Genomic DNA, 16406 nt, shown 5'->3' on the forward strand with positions numbered 1-16406 from the left:
CTGGGCCCGCCCTGTAGGGCGCGGGTCCAGCCCGCGCCCTCGCCGGTGCACGAGACCGGCGCGCTCCTGCGCGTCCCGGCCGAGGCCATCGATGCCCTGACCCGGGCCAGCCACGAACTCGCGAGCGCCGTCGGCGGCGAGGCCGCCGTGGCCGAGGGGCTCGCCCGGCTGACCCGGCGGGCGGCCGAGCTCGGCCTCATGGCGGAGCGCCTGCGCGGGACCGCGACGGCCGGCGTGTCGCTCCGGACCCTCGAGACCGACCTCCTGGCCCTCGCCCGCGAGGCGGCGGACCTGTCGCGCCTGCGCCTGACCGTGGCCTCCGCCGTCGAGGCGGCGGCGGCGCGGATCGGGGAGCAGGCCGAGCGCCTCGCCCTGGTGCCGGCCGAGACGGTGTTCGGCGGGTTTCCCCGGGCCCTGCGCGACCTCGCCCGCGAGGGCGGCCAGGACATCGCCGTCCAGACCCTCGGCCTCGACCTGCCCGTGGACCGGGCCATGCTCCAGGCCCTGAAGGACCCGGTGCTGCATGCCCTGCGCAATGCCCTGAGCCACGGCGCCGAGGCGCCGGAGGCGCGCCGGCGGGCGGGCAAGCCGGCGGCCCTCGCCATCGGCCTCGCCGTGGCGGTGCGGGGCGGGCGCCTCGTCGTCACCGTCCACGACGACGGGCGCGGGCCGGACCTCGCCGGGATCGCCGGGGCCGCCCGCCGCCGGGGCCTGACTGTTCAGGACGAAGACCCCGAGGCGATCCTCGCCCTGGTGTTCGAGCCGGGGCTGTCCACGGCCGCCGAGGTCGATACCCTGTCGGGCCGCGGCATCGGCCTCTCGGTGGTGGCCGATGCCGTGCGGCGCCTCGGCGGCCACGTGCGCCTCGGCCCGCGCGAGCCCTGGGGCACCGACCTCGTCATGAGCCTGCCCCTGCAGGCGGCGCGGCGCCCGATGCTCCTTGTCGAGGCGGCGCGCGCCACCTACGCGGTGCCGAGCGCCGCCGTGGAGCGGGTGGTCCACCTCGACCGGGCCGGCCTCGACCGGGCCATGGGCCGCTCCGTCGCGCGGATCGACGCGAAGGACGGCGGTGGGACCCTGCCGGTGGTCGCCCTGCGCGACCTGTTCGGACAGGATCTTTCGGGGCCGGAGGCCGAACGGGCGGACACCGGCGGGCGCCTCCTCGCCCTGCTGCTGCGGGCCGGCGGGCGCCGCGTCCTCCTCAGCGTCGACGCCCTGCGCGAGGTCCGCACCCACCTCGTCCTGCCGGCCCCGCCCATCGGGGCGGATCCGCGCCTCATCTCCGGCACGGTGATCCTCGGCGACCGGCCCGTCCTCGTCCTCGAGCCGGAGGGCCTCATGGCCCGGGCGGCGGAGGCCGGACCGGATGCCGCGGGGGCCACGGGCGGAACGATCGGCCAAACCCCACGTTCGCCGACACGCGCCCCCAGCCCCGCGACCACCATCCTGGTCGTGGACGATTCCATCACCACCCGCACCCTGGAGAAGGGCATCTTGGAAGCGGCCGGCTACCGCGTCGTGGTCTGCGTGGACGGGCAGGATGCCATCGAGCGCCTGCGCGCCGGCATCGAGCCCATCGCCCTCGTCCTCGCCGACGTCGAGATGCCGCGCCTCGACGGGTTCGGCCTGCTGAAAGCCATCCGGGCCGAGGAATCCCTGGCCCGCCTGCCCGTGATCCTGATGACCTCGCGGGGGGATGCCGGGGACGTGGCGCGCGGCCTCGACCTCGGGGCCGACGCCTACCTGACCAAGCAGAGCTTCGACCAGCGCCGTCTCCTCGACACCATCGGGCAATTGCTGTGACCGCAACCGGACCGCGCGTGCGGGTGATGCTCGTCGAGGATTCCCTCGTCGTGCGCCAGCTCCTCATCCACATCGTCGGGCGCGATGCCCGCCTGGAGGTGGTGGCCGCCGTCGCCTCGGGCGAGGAAGCCCTCGCCACCATCGCGGCCGCCCGGCCCGACGTCATCTCCATGGACATCCGCCTGCCGGGCATCGACGGGCTGGAGACCACCCGGCGGATCATGGCCGAGCACCCGACCCCCATCGTGGTGGTGGCCGATGCCATCGAGGATTCGTCCCTGCGCATCTCCATGAACGCCCTCCGGGCCGGCGCCCTCTCGGTGGTGGAGAAGCCGGTGGCCACCACGCATGCGGGCTACGACGCCGTCGCCACGGAGATCTGCACCCAGCTGCGCATCATGGCCGCCGTGCCGGTGATCCGGCGCCGGCCCATCGGGTCGGAATGGGCCGGGCGGCCCCGCGACCTCCGCGCCCTGATCCCCGCCATCGCCGCCGAGGCGCCGAGCGTCGTCGCCATCGCGGCCTCCACCGGCGGGCCGCCGGCCCTGGCCCGGGTCATCGGGGCGCTCCCCGAGACTTTCCCCCTGCCGGTGGTGGTGGTCCAGCACATGGGGCCGGCCTTCATGGAGGGCTTCGCCGCCTGGCTCAACGGCGTCGTCGCCCTGCCCGTCGCCGTGGCGCGCGACGGCGAGCGCGCGGCCGCCGGCCGGGTCTACGTCGCCCCCGGCGACCGCCACCTCGAACTCGCCCCCGGCGGCGGCCTGCGCATCACCGACGCCGACCCCGTGGGCGGGCAGCGCCCGGCCGCCACCGCCCTGTTCCGATCCCTCGCCCGCCATGCCGGCCCGCGCGGCGTCGGCGTGCTCCTCACCGGCATGGGCGAGGACGGGGCCTCCGGCCTCCTCGACATGCGCCGCGCCGGGGCCGCCACCATCGCGGAGGACGAGAGCACGGCGGTGGTGTTCGGCATGCCGGCCGCCGCCATCCGGATGGGGGGCGCCGGCACGGTGCTGCCCCTCGACCGGGTCGGGGCCCACCTCCTGCGCCTCGCCGCCGGGGAGACCGCGCCGTGACCGGCCCGGCCAGCCTCCTCCTGGTGGAGGATTCCGAGACCCAGGCCCTGGAACTGCGCCTGCTGCTCGAATCCCACGGCTTCTCCGTGGAGCGCTGCGCCACGGCGGAGGCGGCCCTCGACCACCTCAACACCCGCCTGCCCGACCTCGTGGTGGCCGACCACCACCTGCCCGGCATGAACGGCGACGAGTTCGCCCGCCAGCTCCGTCTCTCGTTGCGCACCCGCGCCCTGCCCCTGCTCATGCTGACGGGGGCCCGCGACGGCGAGCGCCAGGGCCTCGAGAGCGGGGCCGACGCCTACGTGGCGAAGTCCGCCGACCGCGACATCCTGATCCTGCGCATCCGCGCCCTCCTGCGCGAGCGCCAGGGCGGCGGCTCCGAGGCGCCCGGCGCCTCGGGCTTCCGGCGCGGGCGCGTCCTCGTCGTCGACGGCAGTGCCACCTACCGCACCTTCCTGGCCGGCCTGCTGACGCATGAGGGCCACCTCGTCAGCGTCGCCGACACCGGGGCGGCGGCCCTGGCCGCCCTCGACGCCGACGGGGCCGCCTTCGACTGCGTCACCATCGACCTTCTGGGCACCGCCTATGACGGCCTGGCCCTGTGCCGGGCCGTGGACGCGCGCCGGGCCGCCGACATCGCCGCCCGCGAGGCCGGGGCCCCGACCTTCCACGTGGTCGGCATCAGTGGCAGCACGCCCGCCAAGGACTTCCTCGTCGCCGCCTTCGCCGCCGGGGCCGACGACGTGGTCTCCAAGGTCGACGGCGACGTGCTGGTGATGCGCGTGCGCAGCCTCGTGCGGCGCAAGCTCCTGGAAGAGGACAACCGCCGCATCGCCGGGGAATTCGGCGCCCGCGAGCGCGCCCTGGAGCGGGCCCGGGCCGAAGCGGAGGCGGCCGAGGCCCGCGCCGCCCTGGCCGGGGCCCTGGAGCGGGCCAATTCCGACCTCGCCACCGCCAACCGCAAGCTCACGGACGCCCAGGCCAAGCTCGTCCAGGCCGCCAAGATGGCGTCGCTGGGCGAACTCGTCGCCGGCATCGCCCACGAGATCAACAACCCCCTGGCCTTCATCCTCGCCCACCAGGGCACCGTCGAGCGCCTGCTCGGCGAGGTGGTGGCGACGCCCGACACCGCCGACGCCCCGCGCCTCCTGAAGAAGTGCGGCGACCGCGTCGGCGCCATGCGCATGGGCCTGACCCGCATCCAGGACCTCGTCCTGAACCTGCGCAAGTTCTCGCGCCTCGACGAGGGCGAGCGCACCCTCGTCAACGTGCCGGACGCCATCGACACGGTGCTGGCCCTGATCCAGCACAAGCTCGGCGACCGCATCGCCGTGGTGCGCGAACTGTCCGGCCGCCCCGAGATCCACTGCACCCCGGCCCTGCTGAACCAGGTGGTGATGAACATCCTCGGCAACGCCGCCGACGCCATGCCGGAGGCCGGCACCATCACCATCCTGACGGCGAGCACCGAAAGCCTGGACGAGATCCGCATCTCCGACACCGGCCCCGGAATCCCCGAAAGCCTGCGGGAAAAGATCTTCGAGCCGTTCTTCACCACGAAGCCCGTGGGAGCCGGCACCGGCCTCGGCCTCGCGATTGCGTACTCCGTGGTACAGGCGCATAGCGGCTCCCTCACGGTCGAGGCCGCCCCGGGCGGCGGAGCCTGTTTCGTGATCGGCATTCCACGCCAAACGCGGTGAGCATGTCCAAAGGTACGATCCTGGCCGTCGACGACGAGCCCGACATCCTGATCGCCCTCGAAGACCTGTTCGAGGACGAGTACCGGGTGCTCACCACGAGCCGGCCGGCCGAGGCCCTGGAGATCCTGGCGGCCGAGCCCGACATCGCCGTCATCGTCTCCGACCAGCGCATGCCGGGCATGACCGGCGACGCCATGCTGGCCCAGGCGCGGGGCATGCACGACGCCCAGGCGATCCTGCTCACGGGCTACGCCGACATGAGCGCGGTGATCGCCGCCCTCAACCAGGGCGGCATCACCGGCTACGCCACCAAGCCGTGGGATGCGAGCCTCCTGCGCGGCGCCGTGCGCCAGGCCTACGAGCGCCACCGCCTCGGCCGGGAACTCGCCACCGAGCGCGCCCTGCTCATGGGGCTCCTCGACCATTCCGCCGACGCCATCGCGTTCAAGGACGCGGAAGGCCGGTTCGTGCGCCTCAACGCCCGCAAGGCCGAGCGCCTCGGGCGCAGCGTCGCCGAGTGCCTCGGGCGGACGGAGGACGCGCTCCATCCCGGCGCCGCGGCGGATTCCGGTGTGGCGTCGGCGGATGCCAGTGCGGCGTCGGCGGATGCCGCCGCCATCGCGTCGGGCCGGCCGACGGACATGGAGATCACCGAGGGGCCGGAGGGGGCCGAGCGCTGGAGCCGCGTCGCCCGCGTGCCGATCCGGGACGCGTCGGGCCAAGTGGCCCATCTCGCCATCATCGAGCGCGACGTGACCGACCAGAAGCTCCTGGAATCGCGCCTGCGCCAGTCCGACAAGATGCAGGCCCTCGGCACCCTCGCGGGCGGCATCGCCCACGACTTCAACAACCTGCTCACCGCCATCCTGGGCAGCCTCGAACTCGCCACCCCGAAGATCGCCGACCAGCCGCGGGTGCTGCGCCTCGTCACCAACGCGACCCAGGCGGCCCAGCGCGGCGCGACCCTGACCAAGCGCCTCCTCGGCTTCAGCCGCTCCCGCGACCTCAGGCCCCGGGCCATCGACCTCAACGGGCTCATCGCCGGCATGGGCGAACTCCTGGGCGGAAGTCTCGGCGGCCTCGTCACCCTGACCACGGACCTCGACGCCGCGGCGCCCGCGGCCCGCGTCGATCCCGACCAGCTCGAACTCGCCATCCTCAACCTGTGCATCAACAGCCGCGACGCCATGCCGGAGGGCGGCAGCATCACCGTCTCGACCCGGATCGTGTCCCTCTCGGGCGACCCGGACCTCGCCGACGGCGACTACGCCGCCCTCGCGGTGGCGGATACCGGCACCGGCATCCCGCCGGCGATCCTGCAGCGGGTGTGCGAGCCGTTCTTCACCACCAAGGCCCTGGGCCAGGGCACGGGGCTCGGCCTCGCCATGGTGTTCGGCCTCGCCCAGCAATCGGCCGGGCGCCTGCGCATCACCAGCACGGTCGGCGAGGGCACGCGGGTGGAACTCCTGCTGCCCCGCGCCGAGGCCGAGGCGGAGGGGGACGTCGCGCCCGAACCCGCCGCCGCGGCGCCGGTGCCCGCCGCCCGCATCCTCGTGGTCGACGACGACCCCGAGGTGCGGCACGTGACCGCCTCGTTCCTCAACACCTTCGGCTACCGCGAGAGCGAGGCGCCGGACGGGGCCTCGGCCGTGACCCTGCTGGAACAGACCCGCTTCGACCTCGTGGTGGCGGATCTGGCCATGCCGGGCATGACCGGGGTGGAGCTCGCCGAGATCGTGCGGACCCGCTGGGCCGACGTGCCGGTGCTCATCCTCACGGGCCACGCCGAGGCGATCCCGATCCCGCCCGACCTGCCGGTCCTGCGAAAGCCGTTCGAGTCCGGCGACCTCGCGGCGGAAGTTTCCCGGCTGCTCACCGCCGCCTAAGTTTTTCGGGGATGGAGTGCCTTCCCTCCCCGCAAGGACAGGGCGATCGCAGAGGGGGGCATGCGCTCGGGTCGGCCCTTGCCCCTTCGTGCAGAGCGTCCGCGCGCATCCCCCTCTCCCCGCCTGCGGGGAGAGGGCCGCAGGCACCCCGTCGTGCCTGCGGCGAGCGAAGGCGCAGCCGCAGCGAGGGTGAGGGGGCGATTCCGGAAGAGTCTCATCCGGAGTCGCCCCCTCACCGTCGGCTGCCGCCTCGACGCGCTCCCCGGCAGGGGGGAGACGCGTCCCTCTCCCCGCAGGCGGGGCGAGGGGATGCGCACGAGGGGCGGCGCTTCGTCGACAGCCCTTTCGGCGGCGGCCTCAGACCGCGACCATCAGCTGCGATCGCCCTGCCGCAAGGGAACGGTCAGCGCCCCCTACTCCTCCGAGGGTGGCTTGTTGACGGCGACGCACATCTTCACCGCCTCCTCGAGCTTGATGTCGCCCGGGTTGCCGATGTTGGCGGTCTCTTCCAGGCACTTGATGAAGTAGTTGCGGTCGAGGCCCGGCGCGAGGCTGGAGAACGCCTTGCCCATGCGGGTTGCGAACTCGATCTTCTCGTCCGTGGTCGCGCGGGGCCAGCGCGCCACCTTGGCGTCCATGGTCAGCCGGGCCGCCTCGGCGCTCGTGGCGGCGACCAGGGCCGACAATAAGAAGAGTTTTATAATAGTCCGCATGGCTCGACCAATCTCCGGGGGATGTCTCGGCCGGAATGGTAGCGCAGGCGTCGCCCGAGAAAAGAAAAAGGCGGCCCGAACGGCCGCCTTTTCCCAACATCCGAGCTTAGAAAGCTCTCAGGCAGCGTCGACGACCTGCACCGGGCCGGAATCCTTGCCGCGGGCCTCGACGTCGCGATCGACGAACTCGATGACCGCGAGGGGGGCGTTGTCGCCGTACCGGAAGCCGGCCTTCATGATGCGGCAATAGCCGCCCGGACGGGCGTTGTAGCGCGGGCCGATGACGGCGAAGAGCTTGCGGACCATGTCGTGGTCGCGGATCTGCGACATAGCGAGGCGGCGCGCGTGCAGGGAGTCGGTCTTGCCGAGGGTGATCAGCTTCTCGATGACCGGACGCAGATCTTTCGCCTTGGGCAGGGTGGTGATGATCTGCTCGTGCTTGATCAGCGCGGCGGACATGTTGGCGAACATCGCCTTGCGGTGCTCGGTGGTGCGGTTGAAGCGACGACCGCGAAATCCATGACGCATGATGGCTGGTCCTTATCTGATGGCCGCCGTGCCACGGTACGGCCAAGCGCCCCATGAGCGGGGCTTTTCATTCCGCATGACCCCGCGGCGGGATTCCTTTGGGAGTTCGCGTCAGCGCGAACCCCCCGACGTGTCGGCCAAACAACCGGCGCCGAGACGCGCCGAAACGTTCAGCCCGAGGCGGCTCGCCTCAGTAGTGCTCTTCGAAGCGCTTGGCGAGGTCTTCGATGTTCTCCGGCGGCCAGCCGGGGATGTCCATGCCGAGGTGGAGGCCCATGGCGGCGAGCACTTCCTTGATCTCGTTGAGGGACTTGCGGCCGAAGTTCGGGGTGCGCAGCATCTCGCCCTCGGACTTCTGGATGAGGTCGCCGATGTAGACGATGTTGTCGTTCTTCAAGCAGTTCGCCGAACGCACGGAGAGCTCCAGCTCGTCGACTTTCTTGAGCAGGGCCGGGTTGAACGGGAGCTGCGGCGCGAGCGGCTGCGCCTCCTCCTTGCGGGGCTCCTCGAAGTTCACGAACACCTGGAGCTGGTCCTGGATGATGCGCGCGGCGTAGGCGAGCGCGTCCTCCGGCGTGACCGCGCCGTTGGTCTCGATGGTCATCGTCAGCTTGTCCTTGTCGAGATCCTGACCCTCGCGGGTGGTCTCGATGCGGTAGCTGACCTTGGTGACGGGCGAGAACAGGGCGTCCACGGGGATCAGGCCGATGGGCGCGTCCTCGGGGCGGTTACGCTCGGCCGGGACGTAGCCCTTGCCGGTGGCGACGGTGAATTCCATCCGGATCTCGGCGCCGTCGTCGAGGGTGCAGATGACGAGCTCGGGGTTGAGGATCTGGACGTCGCCCACGGTGCCGATGTCGCCGGCGGTGACGGTGCCGGGGCCGGTCTTGCGCAGGGTGAGGCGCTTGGGGGCCTCGGTCTGCGAGCGGATGGCGATGGTCTTGATGTTGAGGACGATGTCGGTGACGTCCTCGCGCACGCCGGGGATCGACGAGAATTCGTGCAGCACGCCGTCGATCTGCACCGAGGTCACGGCCGCGCCCTGGAGCGACGACAGCAGCACCCGGCGGAGCGAGTTGCCAAGCGTCGTGCCGAAGCCGCGCTCCAGGGGCTCGGCGACGACGGTGGCGACCCGCTTGGGGTCGTGACCGGTCGAGACCTGGAGCTTGTTCGGCTTGATGAGCTCTTGCCAGTTCTTCTGAATGACCACGATGCTACCTCTCGCGAAGATCGGCGCGGCCCACGAGGGTGGTCCACGCTCGAGGGTCCGATGCTGCGCCTCAGCGCCGGACCCCCTTGAAAATGATGGCGCCTGCCGCTCGCGCGGCGGGCGGTTCAGGCGGCCGCGACCCAGAGTTCGGGGACGAAGCCGTAACCGGCCCCGTCCCGGGCGACGTAGCCCAGGGCGGGAAACTCGAGATGGCCGCCGGCGATGAAGCTGCGGTCGGCGGCGACTTCGTCGAGGACGCGGCGGCGGGTCGCCCGCGCCGCGTCGACGTCGACGTCGAACACCATGCCGGCCTCGGGCCGCTTGAACTGGATCGCCGGCAGGTGGACGGTGTCGGCCCACATGAACAGGGACCGGTCGCCCGAGACGATGCGGTAGCCGGAATGACCCGGCGTGTGGCCGGGCAGCGGCACCAGGGTGATCCCCGGCGCGACCTCGCCGCCGGTGACCGTCCGCATCCGGCCGGAATAGGGGGACGTCGCCTTGGCGGCGTTCTCGAAATACGGCTTGGCCGCGTCGGGCGCCCGGGACAGGGCGCCGTCGCCGAGCCAGTGCGCGGCCTCGCCGACGTGCAGCACGAGTTCGGCGTTGGCGAACGCGGCCGATCCATCGGCGGTGATGAGGCCGCCGGCGTGATCGGGATGGAGGTGGGTCAGCAGCACCGTGCCGATCTCGTCGGCCCGGACACCCGCGGCGGCCAGGGCCGCCGGAACGCGCCCGAGGGTGTCGCCACCGAAATGCCCCATGCCGGAATCGATGAGCAGCGGGGTGCGGCCGGGGCCGGTGATGAGGAACGCGTTGAGGGTGATGCGCGGATCGCGCGCGCGAAAGCCGGCGGCCTGAAGCGCGCCGGCCTCGTCCTTCTCGATGCCGACGACGAGATCGAGCGACCCCGGAAGGTAGCCGTCGTTCAGCACCGTGACCGTCAGGTCACCCAAGGTCCACCGCAGCACACCCGGAAGCGGATTCGAACCATCCAACACACGCGTCTCCGTACACACATCCACAACCGGACGGGCCGGGTCCTCTCGGACCGGCCCGTCCGGGATCGCCGGGTCAGACGCGCCGACGCTTGCGCGGGCGGCAGCCGTTGTGGGGGATCGACGTCACGTCGCGGATCGACGTCACGGTGAAGCCGGCGGCCTGGAGGGCGCGCAGAGCCGATTCACGGCCGGAGCCGGGACCGGAGACCTCGACCTCGAGGGTGCGCATGCCGTGCTCGGCGGCCTTGCGGGCGGCGTCCTCGGCGGCGACCTGGGCGGCGTAGGGCGTCGACTTGCGCGAGCCCTTGAAGCCCATGGCGCCGGCGGACGACCACGAGATGGTGTTGCCCTGGGCGTCGGTGATGGTGACCATCGTGTTGTTGAACGACGCGTTCACGTGCGCGACGCCCGAGACGATGTTCTTGCGTTCGCGGCGACGAACGCGGGTTGCTTCCTTGGCCATCTTGGTTCTCGTCCTTCAAGCGCGCCCGTCATGCCAGGCGCTCGGGATTTTTTGGGAGTTTGGCGGCGCGGCTTTGGAAGACCGAGCCACCACACCGGGCCTCCGTGAGGGGCACCCGGCACGACGGTGAGGAGGCCGAGCGAAGCACGGCCTCCCGAAGACAAAAAATTACTTCTTCTTGCCGGCGATGGGCTTGGACTTGCCCTTGCGGGTGCGGGCGTTGGTGTGCGTGCGCTGGCCGCGGACCGGCAGGTTGCGGCGATGGCGCAGGCCACGGTAGCAGCCCAGATCCATCAGGCGCTTGATGTTCATGGAGACTTCGCGGCGCAGGTCGCCCTCGACGAGGTAGTCGCGGTCGATGGTCTCGCGGATCGACAGCACCTCGGCGTCGGTGAGCTGGTTCACGCGGCGCTCGGCCGGGATGCCGACCTTCTCGGCGATCTCCTCGGCCTTCTTGGCGCCGATGCCGTGGATGTACTGGAGCGCGATGACGACGCGCTTGTTGGTCGGGATGTTAACGCCAGCGATACGGGCCAAGGTCTTCTCCATGAGGGCGACGGACCCGATCGGTCCGGCCCGGGTTGTCTTGATACGCGTCCGGTGGAGACCGGCCCCTGCGTACCGTCCAAAACGACAAAGCGGCCCGCAGCAGCCTCTGGCGAGGCGACCCGGACCCGATCCGTCTGAACGAAGACCGGCCCACTAGCGCGGACCGGTCCCGGTGTCAATCCATCGGTGACAAATCGACGGGCGCCCGGAGGCGTCCCGGCGTCAGGACGCCGTCGTCTCGACGTGGCGCTCCAGGGTCTTCATCAGGGCCGCGGTGACGTCGTCGACGGGCTGCATGCCGTCGAGGGTCTCCAGCATGCCGAGGCTGGCGTAGTAGGCCGAGAGCGGCGCCGTCAGGGCGCGGTAGGCCTCGAACCGGGTCTTGAACACCTCGGGGGTGTCGTCCTTGCGCACGGGCTCGCCCCGGGCGGCGGTCTCGGCGGCGCGCTTGGCGATGCGGCCCACCAGGGCGTTCTCGTCGACGACGAACTCGATGACGGTGTCGAGGGCGAGGTTCTTGTCCTGCAACATCCGGTCGAGGGCGGCGGCCTGCTCGACGGTGCGGGGGAAGCCGTCGAGGATGAAGCCGTTGCGGGCGTCCGGCTCCTCGATCCGGTCGGCGACGATGCCAACCACCACGGCGTCGGGCACGAGGCCGCCGCTCTCCATGATCGCCTTGGCCTCCAGGCCCACGGGCGTCCCGGCGGCCACGGCCGCGCGCAGCATGTCCCCGGTGGAAAGCTGCGGAATGCCGAAACGCTCGACGATGCGGGCGGACTGCGTTCCCTTACCCGCTCCCGGCGGTCCGAGCAGAATGATCCGCATGGCGTCGTTTCCTCGAGTCCGTTCTTCTTGGGGACCGGCGGCCCCGGGCGGGGCGCCGCTGCTGGTTGGGCTCGGCCGGTTCGGGCTGGGCCAAAGCCGGCCTCGCCCGACCCGGTCTCAGCGACGCCGGGTGGCGCCGCGCAGCTTGGCCTTCTTGACGAGGCCTTCGTACTGGTGGGCCATCAGGTGTCCGTGGATCTGCGCCACCGTGTCCATCGTCACGGAGACGACGATGAGGAGCGAGGTGCCGCCGAACCCGATGCTGGCCGAAGAGTACGACGCCAGGATTTCCGGCACCAGACAGACGAAGGTCAGATACAGGGCGCCGATGAGGGTGATGCGGGTCAGCACCTTGTCGATGAACGCGGCGGTGCGCTCGCCCGGGCGGATGCCGGGGATGAAGCCGCCATGCTTCTTGAGGTTGTCCGCCGTCTCCTCGGGGTTGAACACCACCGCCGTGTAGAAGAACGCGAAGAAGATGATCAGGGCCGCGTAGAGCACCATGTAGAGCGGCCGGCCGTGGCCGATATAGGTCGTGATCGTGGCCAGGATGCCGGTGCCGCCGTTGTTGGCGGAGAAGCTCGCCACGGTGGCGGGCAGGAGCAGGAGCGACGAGGCGAAGATCGGCGGGATCACGCCGGCGGTGTTGAGCTTCAGCGGCAGGAACGAGGTCTGGCCCTCGTACATCTTATTGCCGACCTGGCGCTTGGGGTAGTTGATCAGGAGCCGGCGCTGGGCACGCTCCATGAACACGATGAAGTACACCAGGGCGATGGCGGCGATGCCCATGCCGAGGATGACGGCGGACGAGAGCGCGCCCGTGCGGCTCAGCTCCAGGGCGCCGACGATGGCGACGGGCAGGTGGGCGACGATACCGGCGAAGATGATGAGCGACGAGCCGTTGCCGATGCCGCGCGAGGTGATCTGCTCGCCGATCCACATGAGGAACAGGGTGCCGCCGGTGAGGGTGATCACCGTGGACAGGATGAAGAACGGGCCGGGCTCGATGGCCGCGCTCGAACTCTGCAGGCCGAAGGCGATGCCCCAGCTCTGGACCAGGGCCAGCACCACCGTGAGGTAGCGGGTGTACTGGTTGATGACCTTGCGGCCGGACTCGCCTTCCTTCTTCAGGGCCTCGAGGGTCGGGATGACCGAGGTCAGAAGCTGGATGATGATCGAGGCCGAGATGTACGGCATGATGTTGAGGGCGAAGATCGCCATGCGCTCGACGGCACCGCCGGAGAACATGTTGAACAGCCCGAGGACGCCGCCGGCCTGTTGCTGGAAGTTGCGGGCGAACTGCTCCGGATCGATGCCGGGGATCGGGATGTAGGTGCCGAGGCGGAACACGATCAGCGCACCCAGGGTGAACCAGATGCGCTTCTTGAGCTCGTCGGCCTTGGCGATGGCCCCGAAGTTGAGGTTCGCGGCAAGCTGCTCGGCGGCTGAGGCCATGGCACCGGTTCCTGAGTATCTTTGTCGTGCGGGAGCGACGGGCTTCCCAAAAAACTGAAACGGCGGCCACGCGCAGGTCGCACGGGCCGCCGCTCAGGGCTTCGACTTAAAGTCGGATCGCCGTCTACGCAACCACGCGGGCGGGCTTGCCACGGGTGGACACGCCGTCGCCGTAGGTCACGGTGACGGTGCCGCCGATCTTCTCGACGGCTTCGATGGCCGACTTCGACGCGCGGGTCACCTCGAAGGAGACCTTCGCGGTCAGCTCGCCGACGCCGAGGAGCTTGACGCCGTCGCGGGCCCGGGCGCAGACGCCGGCCGCGATCAGGGTCTCGACGGTGACGACGGCACCGGCTTCGAGGCGACCGGCATCCAACGCCTGCTGGACGCGGCCGAGGTTCACCTCGTTCAGGTCCGTCGAGTACAGGTTGTTGAAGCCGCGCTTCGGGAGGCGACGATGCAGCGGCATCTGACCGCCCTCGAAGCCCTTGATGGACACGCCGGTCCGGGCCTTCTGGCCCTTGACGCCGCGTCCGGCGGTCTTGCCCTTGCCGGAGCCGATGCCCCGGCCGACGCGCATCCGGTTCTTGGTTGCGCCGGGATTGTCGTGGAGTTCATTCAGTTTCATGATGCCCTCCCTCAGGCCGCGTCGCCAAGGACGCGCACGAGGTGCTGCACCTTGCGGATCATGCCGCGCACGGAGGGGGTATCCTCCAGCTCGGAGACCCGGTGCAGCTTGTTGAGCTTAAGGCCGATCAGCGTCGCACGCTGGTCGCCCTCGCGGCGGATCGGCGAGCCGATCTGCTCGATGCGGACGGTCTTCTGTGCCATCTGACCCTCCCTCAAGCCACTGCGGCTTCGGACAAGTCGGACGGATCGGCGTCACGACGGCGGGCCTGGAGCGCCGAGACCTTGAGACCGCGACGGGCCGCGACGGAGCGCGGGCTGTCCTCGTTCTTCAGGGCGTCGAAGGTGGCGCGCACGAGGTTGTAGGGGTTCGACGAACCGAGGCTCTTCGCCACCACGTCCTGCATGCCGAGCGTCTCGAAGACGGCGCGCATGGGGCCGCCGGCGATGATGCCGGTGCCCTGGGGGGCGGCGCGCAGGATGACCTTGCCGGCGCCGTGACGTCCCTGGACGTCGTGGTGCAGGGTCCGTCCCTCGCGGAGCGCCACGCGGACGAGGCCGCGCTTGGCGGCTTCGGTGGCCTTGCGGATGGCTTCCGGCACTTCGCGGGCCTTGCCGTGGCCGAAGCCGACGCGGCCCTTCTGGTCGCCGACGACCACGAGGGCGGCGAAGCCGAAGCGGCGTCCGCCCTTCACGACCTTGGCGACGCGGTTGATGTGGACGAGCTTGTCCACGAACTCGCTGTCGCGCTCCTCACGGTCGTCGCGGCGGCCGCGGCCCCCGCCTTCACGTTCACGTGCCATGTTTACACTTCCATCTCACTGGCGCGGGCGGCGGGCCCGCTCGCTTGATTCGTCATGAACGAGGGGACGGCGCACCGTCCCCTCCCCGCCGGTCCTAGAACTCGAGGCCACCCTCGCGGGCGGCGTCGGCGAGCGCCTTGACGCGCCCGTGGTAGAGGTAGCCCGAGCGATCGAAGATCACCTTGGTGACGCCGGCCGCCTTGGCGCGCTCGGCGACGAGCTTGCCGACAGCCTGGGCCGCCGCCACGTCCGCGCCGGTCTTGAGACCGCCGCGGAGATCCTTCTCGATGCTGGACGCCGAGGCGAGCGTGGTGCCCGCCGCGTCGTCGATGACCTGAACGTAGATCTGCTTCGAGGAACGGAACACCGAGAGTCTCGGACGTCCGTTGGCCGCCGCCCGCAGCGCGCGGCGCACACGCGCCTTGCGGCGGTCGAGTGCATCGATTTTGCGTGACATGTTGGCCGGCCCTTACTTCTTCTTGCCTTCCTTGCGGAAGATGAACTCACCCGCGTACTTCACGCCCTTGCCCTTGTAGGGCTCGGGGGAGCGGTATTCGCGGATCTCGGCCGCCACCTGACCGACCACCTGCCGGTCGATGCCGGAGACGACGATCTCGGTGGGCTTCGGCACGGCGATGGTGATCCCCGCGGGGATCTCGTATTCCACGTCGTGGCTGTAGCCGAGGGAGAGCTTCAGCGCCTTGCCGGCCATGGCGGCACGATAGCCGACGCCGGTGATCTCGAGCTTCTTCTCGAAGCCCTTGGAGACGCCCTCGACCAGGTTCGCCACCTGGGCACGGGAGGTGCCCCACAGCGAGCGAGCCTGCTTGGTCTGGTTCCGGGGCTGCACCGAGACGGCACCGTCCTCGAACTTCACGTCGACCACGCTGGGGACGACGAACTGGAGCTCACCCTTGGAGCCCTTCATTGTTACCGTTTGACCGGTCACCGTGGCCGTCACACCGGACGGGACGGGAACGGGCTTCTTGCCTACGCGAGACATCGCCTTATTCCTCCAAGTCCGAGATCAGAACACCTTGCAGAGCACTTCACCGCCGACGTTGCGCTCGCGCGCCTCGTGGTCGGCCATGACGCCCTGCGGGGTGGACACGATGGTGACGCCGAGACCGTCGGCGACGCGCGGCAGCTCGCCCACGGACGAGTAGACGCGGCGGCCGGGCTTCGACACGCGCTGGATCGAGCGGATGACGGGCTGGCCGTCGTAGTACTTCAGCTCGATGGCGAACTCGGTGCGGCCGTTGCCGTAATCCGTGGTCGCGTAATCGCGGATGTAGCCCTCGGACTTCAGGACGTCGAGGACGCTGGCGCGCAGACGCGAACCGGGCGTCTGGACGACGTTGCGGCGGCGCTGCTGACCGTTGCGGATGCGGGTGAGCATGTCACCCACGGGATCGTTGACCATGGTGGTTGCTCCTTACCAGCTCGACTTGACGAGACCGGGGATCAGACCCTGGTTGCCGAGTTCGCGCAGCGCGATGCGCGAGATGCCCATCTTGCGATAGAAGGCACGCGGACGGCCGGTCATGCCGCAGCGGTTGCGGACGCGGGTGGGCGACGAGTTGCGGGGCAGTTCCGCGAGCTTGAGGCGCGCCTCGAAGCGCTCCTCCATCTCGAGGGACTGGTCGTTCGCCGTGGCAAGCAAGGCCTTGCGCTTGGGAGCATAGAGCTTGACCAGCGCTTCGCGGTGCTTGTTCTTCTCGATGGAGCTTTTCTTTGCCATTTCTCTCTCCGGTGTCCGCGTATGAGACC

Annotated in this window: 19 protein-coding genes; 4 read left to right on the plus strand and 15 right to left on the minus strand. The window is 70.6% G+C overall.

What is annotated here, in order from left to right; translation table 11 throughout:
* From FV218_RS09935 to FV218_RS09950, 4 genes are all read left to right on the plus strand, one after another.
* Nucleotides 1-1803, plus strand: a 1803-nt coding sequence (locus tag FV218_RS09935) for a response regulator (protein ID WP_147709604.1), incomplete at its 5' end; no start/stop codon positions are given.
* Nucleotides 1804-1829: 26 nt separating this feature from the next.
* Nucleotides 1830-2876, plus strand: a complete 1047-nt coding sequence (gene cheB, locus FV218_RS09940) for a chemotaxis-specific protein-glutamate methyltransferase CheB (protein ID WP_147709614.1) — start codon at nucleotides 1830-1832, stop codon at nucleotides 2874-2876.
* Nucleotides 2873-4576, plus strand: coding sequence for a response regulator (locus FV218_RS09945; protein ID WP_147709605.1), 1704 nt, complete (start codon nucleotides 2873-2875; stop codon nucleotides 4574-4576). Before cheB ends, FV218_RS09945 begins: the two co-directional genes overlap by 4 nt.
* 2 nt (nucleotides 4577-4578) lie before the next feature.
* Nucleotides 4579-6462 carry a response regulator gene (locus FV218_RS09950; RefSeq protein WP_147709606.1) on the plus strand — a complete coding sequence of 628 codons (1884 nt, stop codon included), beginning with the start codon at nucleotides 4579-4581 and terminating at the stop codon, nucleotides 6460-6462.
* 413 nt (nucleotides 6463-6875) lie between these two features.
* On the opposite strand, the gene FV218_RS09960 is transcribed toward FV218_RS09950, so the two are convergent.
* From FV218_RS09960 to rpsN, 15 genes are all read right to left on the minus strand, one after another.
* Nucleotides 6876-7148, minus strand: coding sequence for a hypothetical protein (locus tag FV218_RS09960; protein WP_246685062.1), 273 nt, complete (start codon nucleotides 7146-7148; stop codon nucleotides 6876-6878).
* Nucleotides 7149-7292: 144 nt separating this feature from the next.
* A complete protein-coding gene (gene rplQ, locus FV218_RS09965) occupies nucleotides 7293-7703 on the minus strand; it encodes a 50S ribosomal protein L17 (protein WP_056171325.1) in 411 nt (136 codons plus the stop codon).
* A gap of 190 nt (nucleotides 7704-7893) precedes the next feature.
* A complete protein-coding gene (locus tag FV218_RS09970) occupies nucleotides 7894-8913 on the minus strand; it encodes a DNA-directed RNA polymerase subunit alpha (protein ID WP_056091636.1) in 1020 nt (339 codons plus the stop codon).
* A 125-nt stretch (nucleotides 8914-9038) separates the two neighbouring features.
* A complete protein-coding gene (locus FV218_RS09975) occupies nucleotides 9039-9914 on the minus strand; it encodes an MBL fold metallo-hydrolase (protein ID WP_147709607.1) in 876 nt (291 codons plus the stop codon).
* Between the two features lie 73 nt (nucleotides 9915-9987).
* On the minus strand, nucleotides 9988-10377 hold the full coding sequence (gene rpsK, locus FV218_RS09980; RefSeq protein ID WP_056091630.1) for a 30S ribosomal protein S11: 390 nt from the start codon (nucleotides 10375-10377) through the stop codon (nucleotides 9988-9990).
* Nucleotides 10378-10545: 168 nt separating this feature from the next.
* Entirely contained in the window at nucleotides 10546-10914 is a 369-nt protein-coding gene (gene rpsM / locus FV218_RS09985) for a 30S ribosomal protein S13 (RefSeq protein ID WP_056091776.1), read from the minus strand.
* A gap of 234 nt (nucleotides 10915-11148) precedes the next feature.
* Nucleotides 11149-11751 (minus strand): adenylate kinase, encoded by a 603-nt coding sequence (locus FV218_RS09990; protein ID WP_147709608.1) that lies wholly within the window; start codon nucleotides 11749-11751, stop codon nucleotides 11149-11151.
* A 117-nt stretch (nucleotides 11752-11868) separates the two neighbouring features.
* Nucleotides 11869-13206 (minus strand): preprotein translocase subunit SecY, encoded by a 1338-nt coding sequence (gene secY / locus FV218_RS09995; protein ID WP_056091623.1) that lies wholly within the window; start codon nucleotides 13204-13206, stop codon nucleotides 11869-11871.
* A 124-nt stretch (nucleotides 13207-13330) separates the two neighbouring features.
* Entirely contained in the window at nucleotides 13331-13834 is a 504-nt protein-coding gene (rplO, locus tag FV218_RS10000; RefSeq protein WP_056091620.1) for a 50S ribosomal protein L15, read from the minus strand.
* 11 nt (nucleotides 13835-13845) lie between these two features.
* Nucleotides 13846-14037: a 50S ribosomal protein L30 gene (rpmD, locus tag FV218_RS10005; protein ID WP_056091618.1), complete on the minus strand. Its 192-nt coding sequence runs from the start codon at nucleotides 14035-14037 to the stop codon at nucleotides 13846-13848.
* 11 nt (nucleotides 14038-14048) lie between these two features.
* Nucleotides 14049-14636, minus strand: coding sequence for a 30S ribosomal protein S5 (gene rpsE, locus FV218_RS10010; protein ID WP_056091615.1), 588 nt, complete (start codon nucleotides 14634-14636; stop codon nucleotides 14049-14051).
* 94 nt (nucleotides 14637-14730) lie between these two features.
* Nucleotides 14731-15093, minus strand: coding sequence for a 50S ribosomal protein L18 (gene rplR / locus FV218_RS10015; protein WP_056091611.1), 363 nt, complete (start codon nucleotides 15091-15093; stop codon nucleotides 14731-14733).
* A gap of 12 nt (nucleotides 15094-15105) precedes the next feature.
* Complete coding sequence (rplF, locus tag FV218_RS10020) at nucleotides 15106-15639, minus strand: 50S ribosomal protein L6 (RefSeq protein ID WP_056091609.1); 534 nt, start codon at nucleotides 15637-15639, stop codon at nucleotides 15106-15108.
* A 24-nt stretch (nucleotides 15640-15663) separates the two neighbouring features.
* Nucleotides 15664-16059, minus strand: a complete 396-nt coding sequence (gene rpsH / locus FV218_RS10025) for a 30S ribosomal protein S8 (protein ID WP_055881679.1) — start codon at nucleotides 16057-16059, stop codon at nucleotides 15664-15666.
* A 12-nt stretch (nucleotides 16060-16071) separates the two neighbouring features.
* Nucleotides 16072-16377 carry a 30S ribosomal protein S14 gene (gene rpsN / locus FV218_RS10030; RefSeq protein ID WP_056091606.1) on the minus strand — a complete coding sequence of 102 codons (306 nt, stop codon included), beginning with the start codon at nucleotides 16375-16377 and terminating at the stop codon, nucleotides 16072-16074.
* Between the last annotated feature and the right edge of the window lie 29 nt (nucleotides 16378-16406).

The sequence above is a fragment of the Methylobacterium sp. WL69 genome (genome assembly GCF_008039485.1).
Taxonomy (GTDB): Bacteria; Pseudomonadota; Alphaproteobacteria; order Rhizobiales; family Beijerinckiaceae; genus Methylobacterium.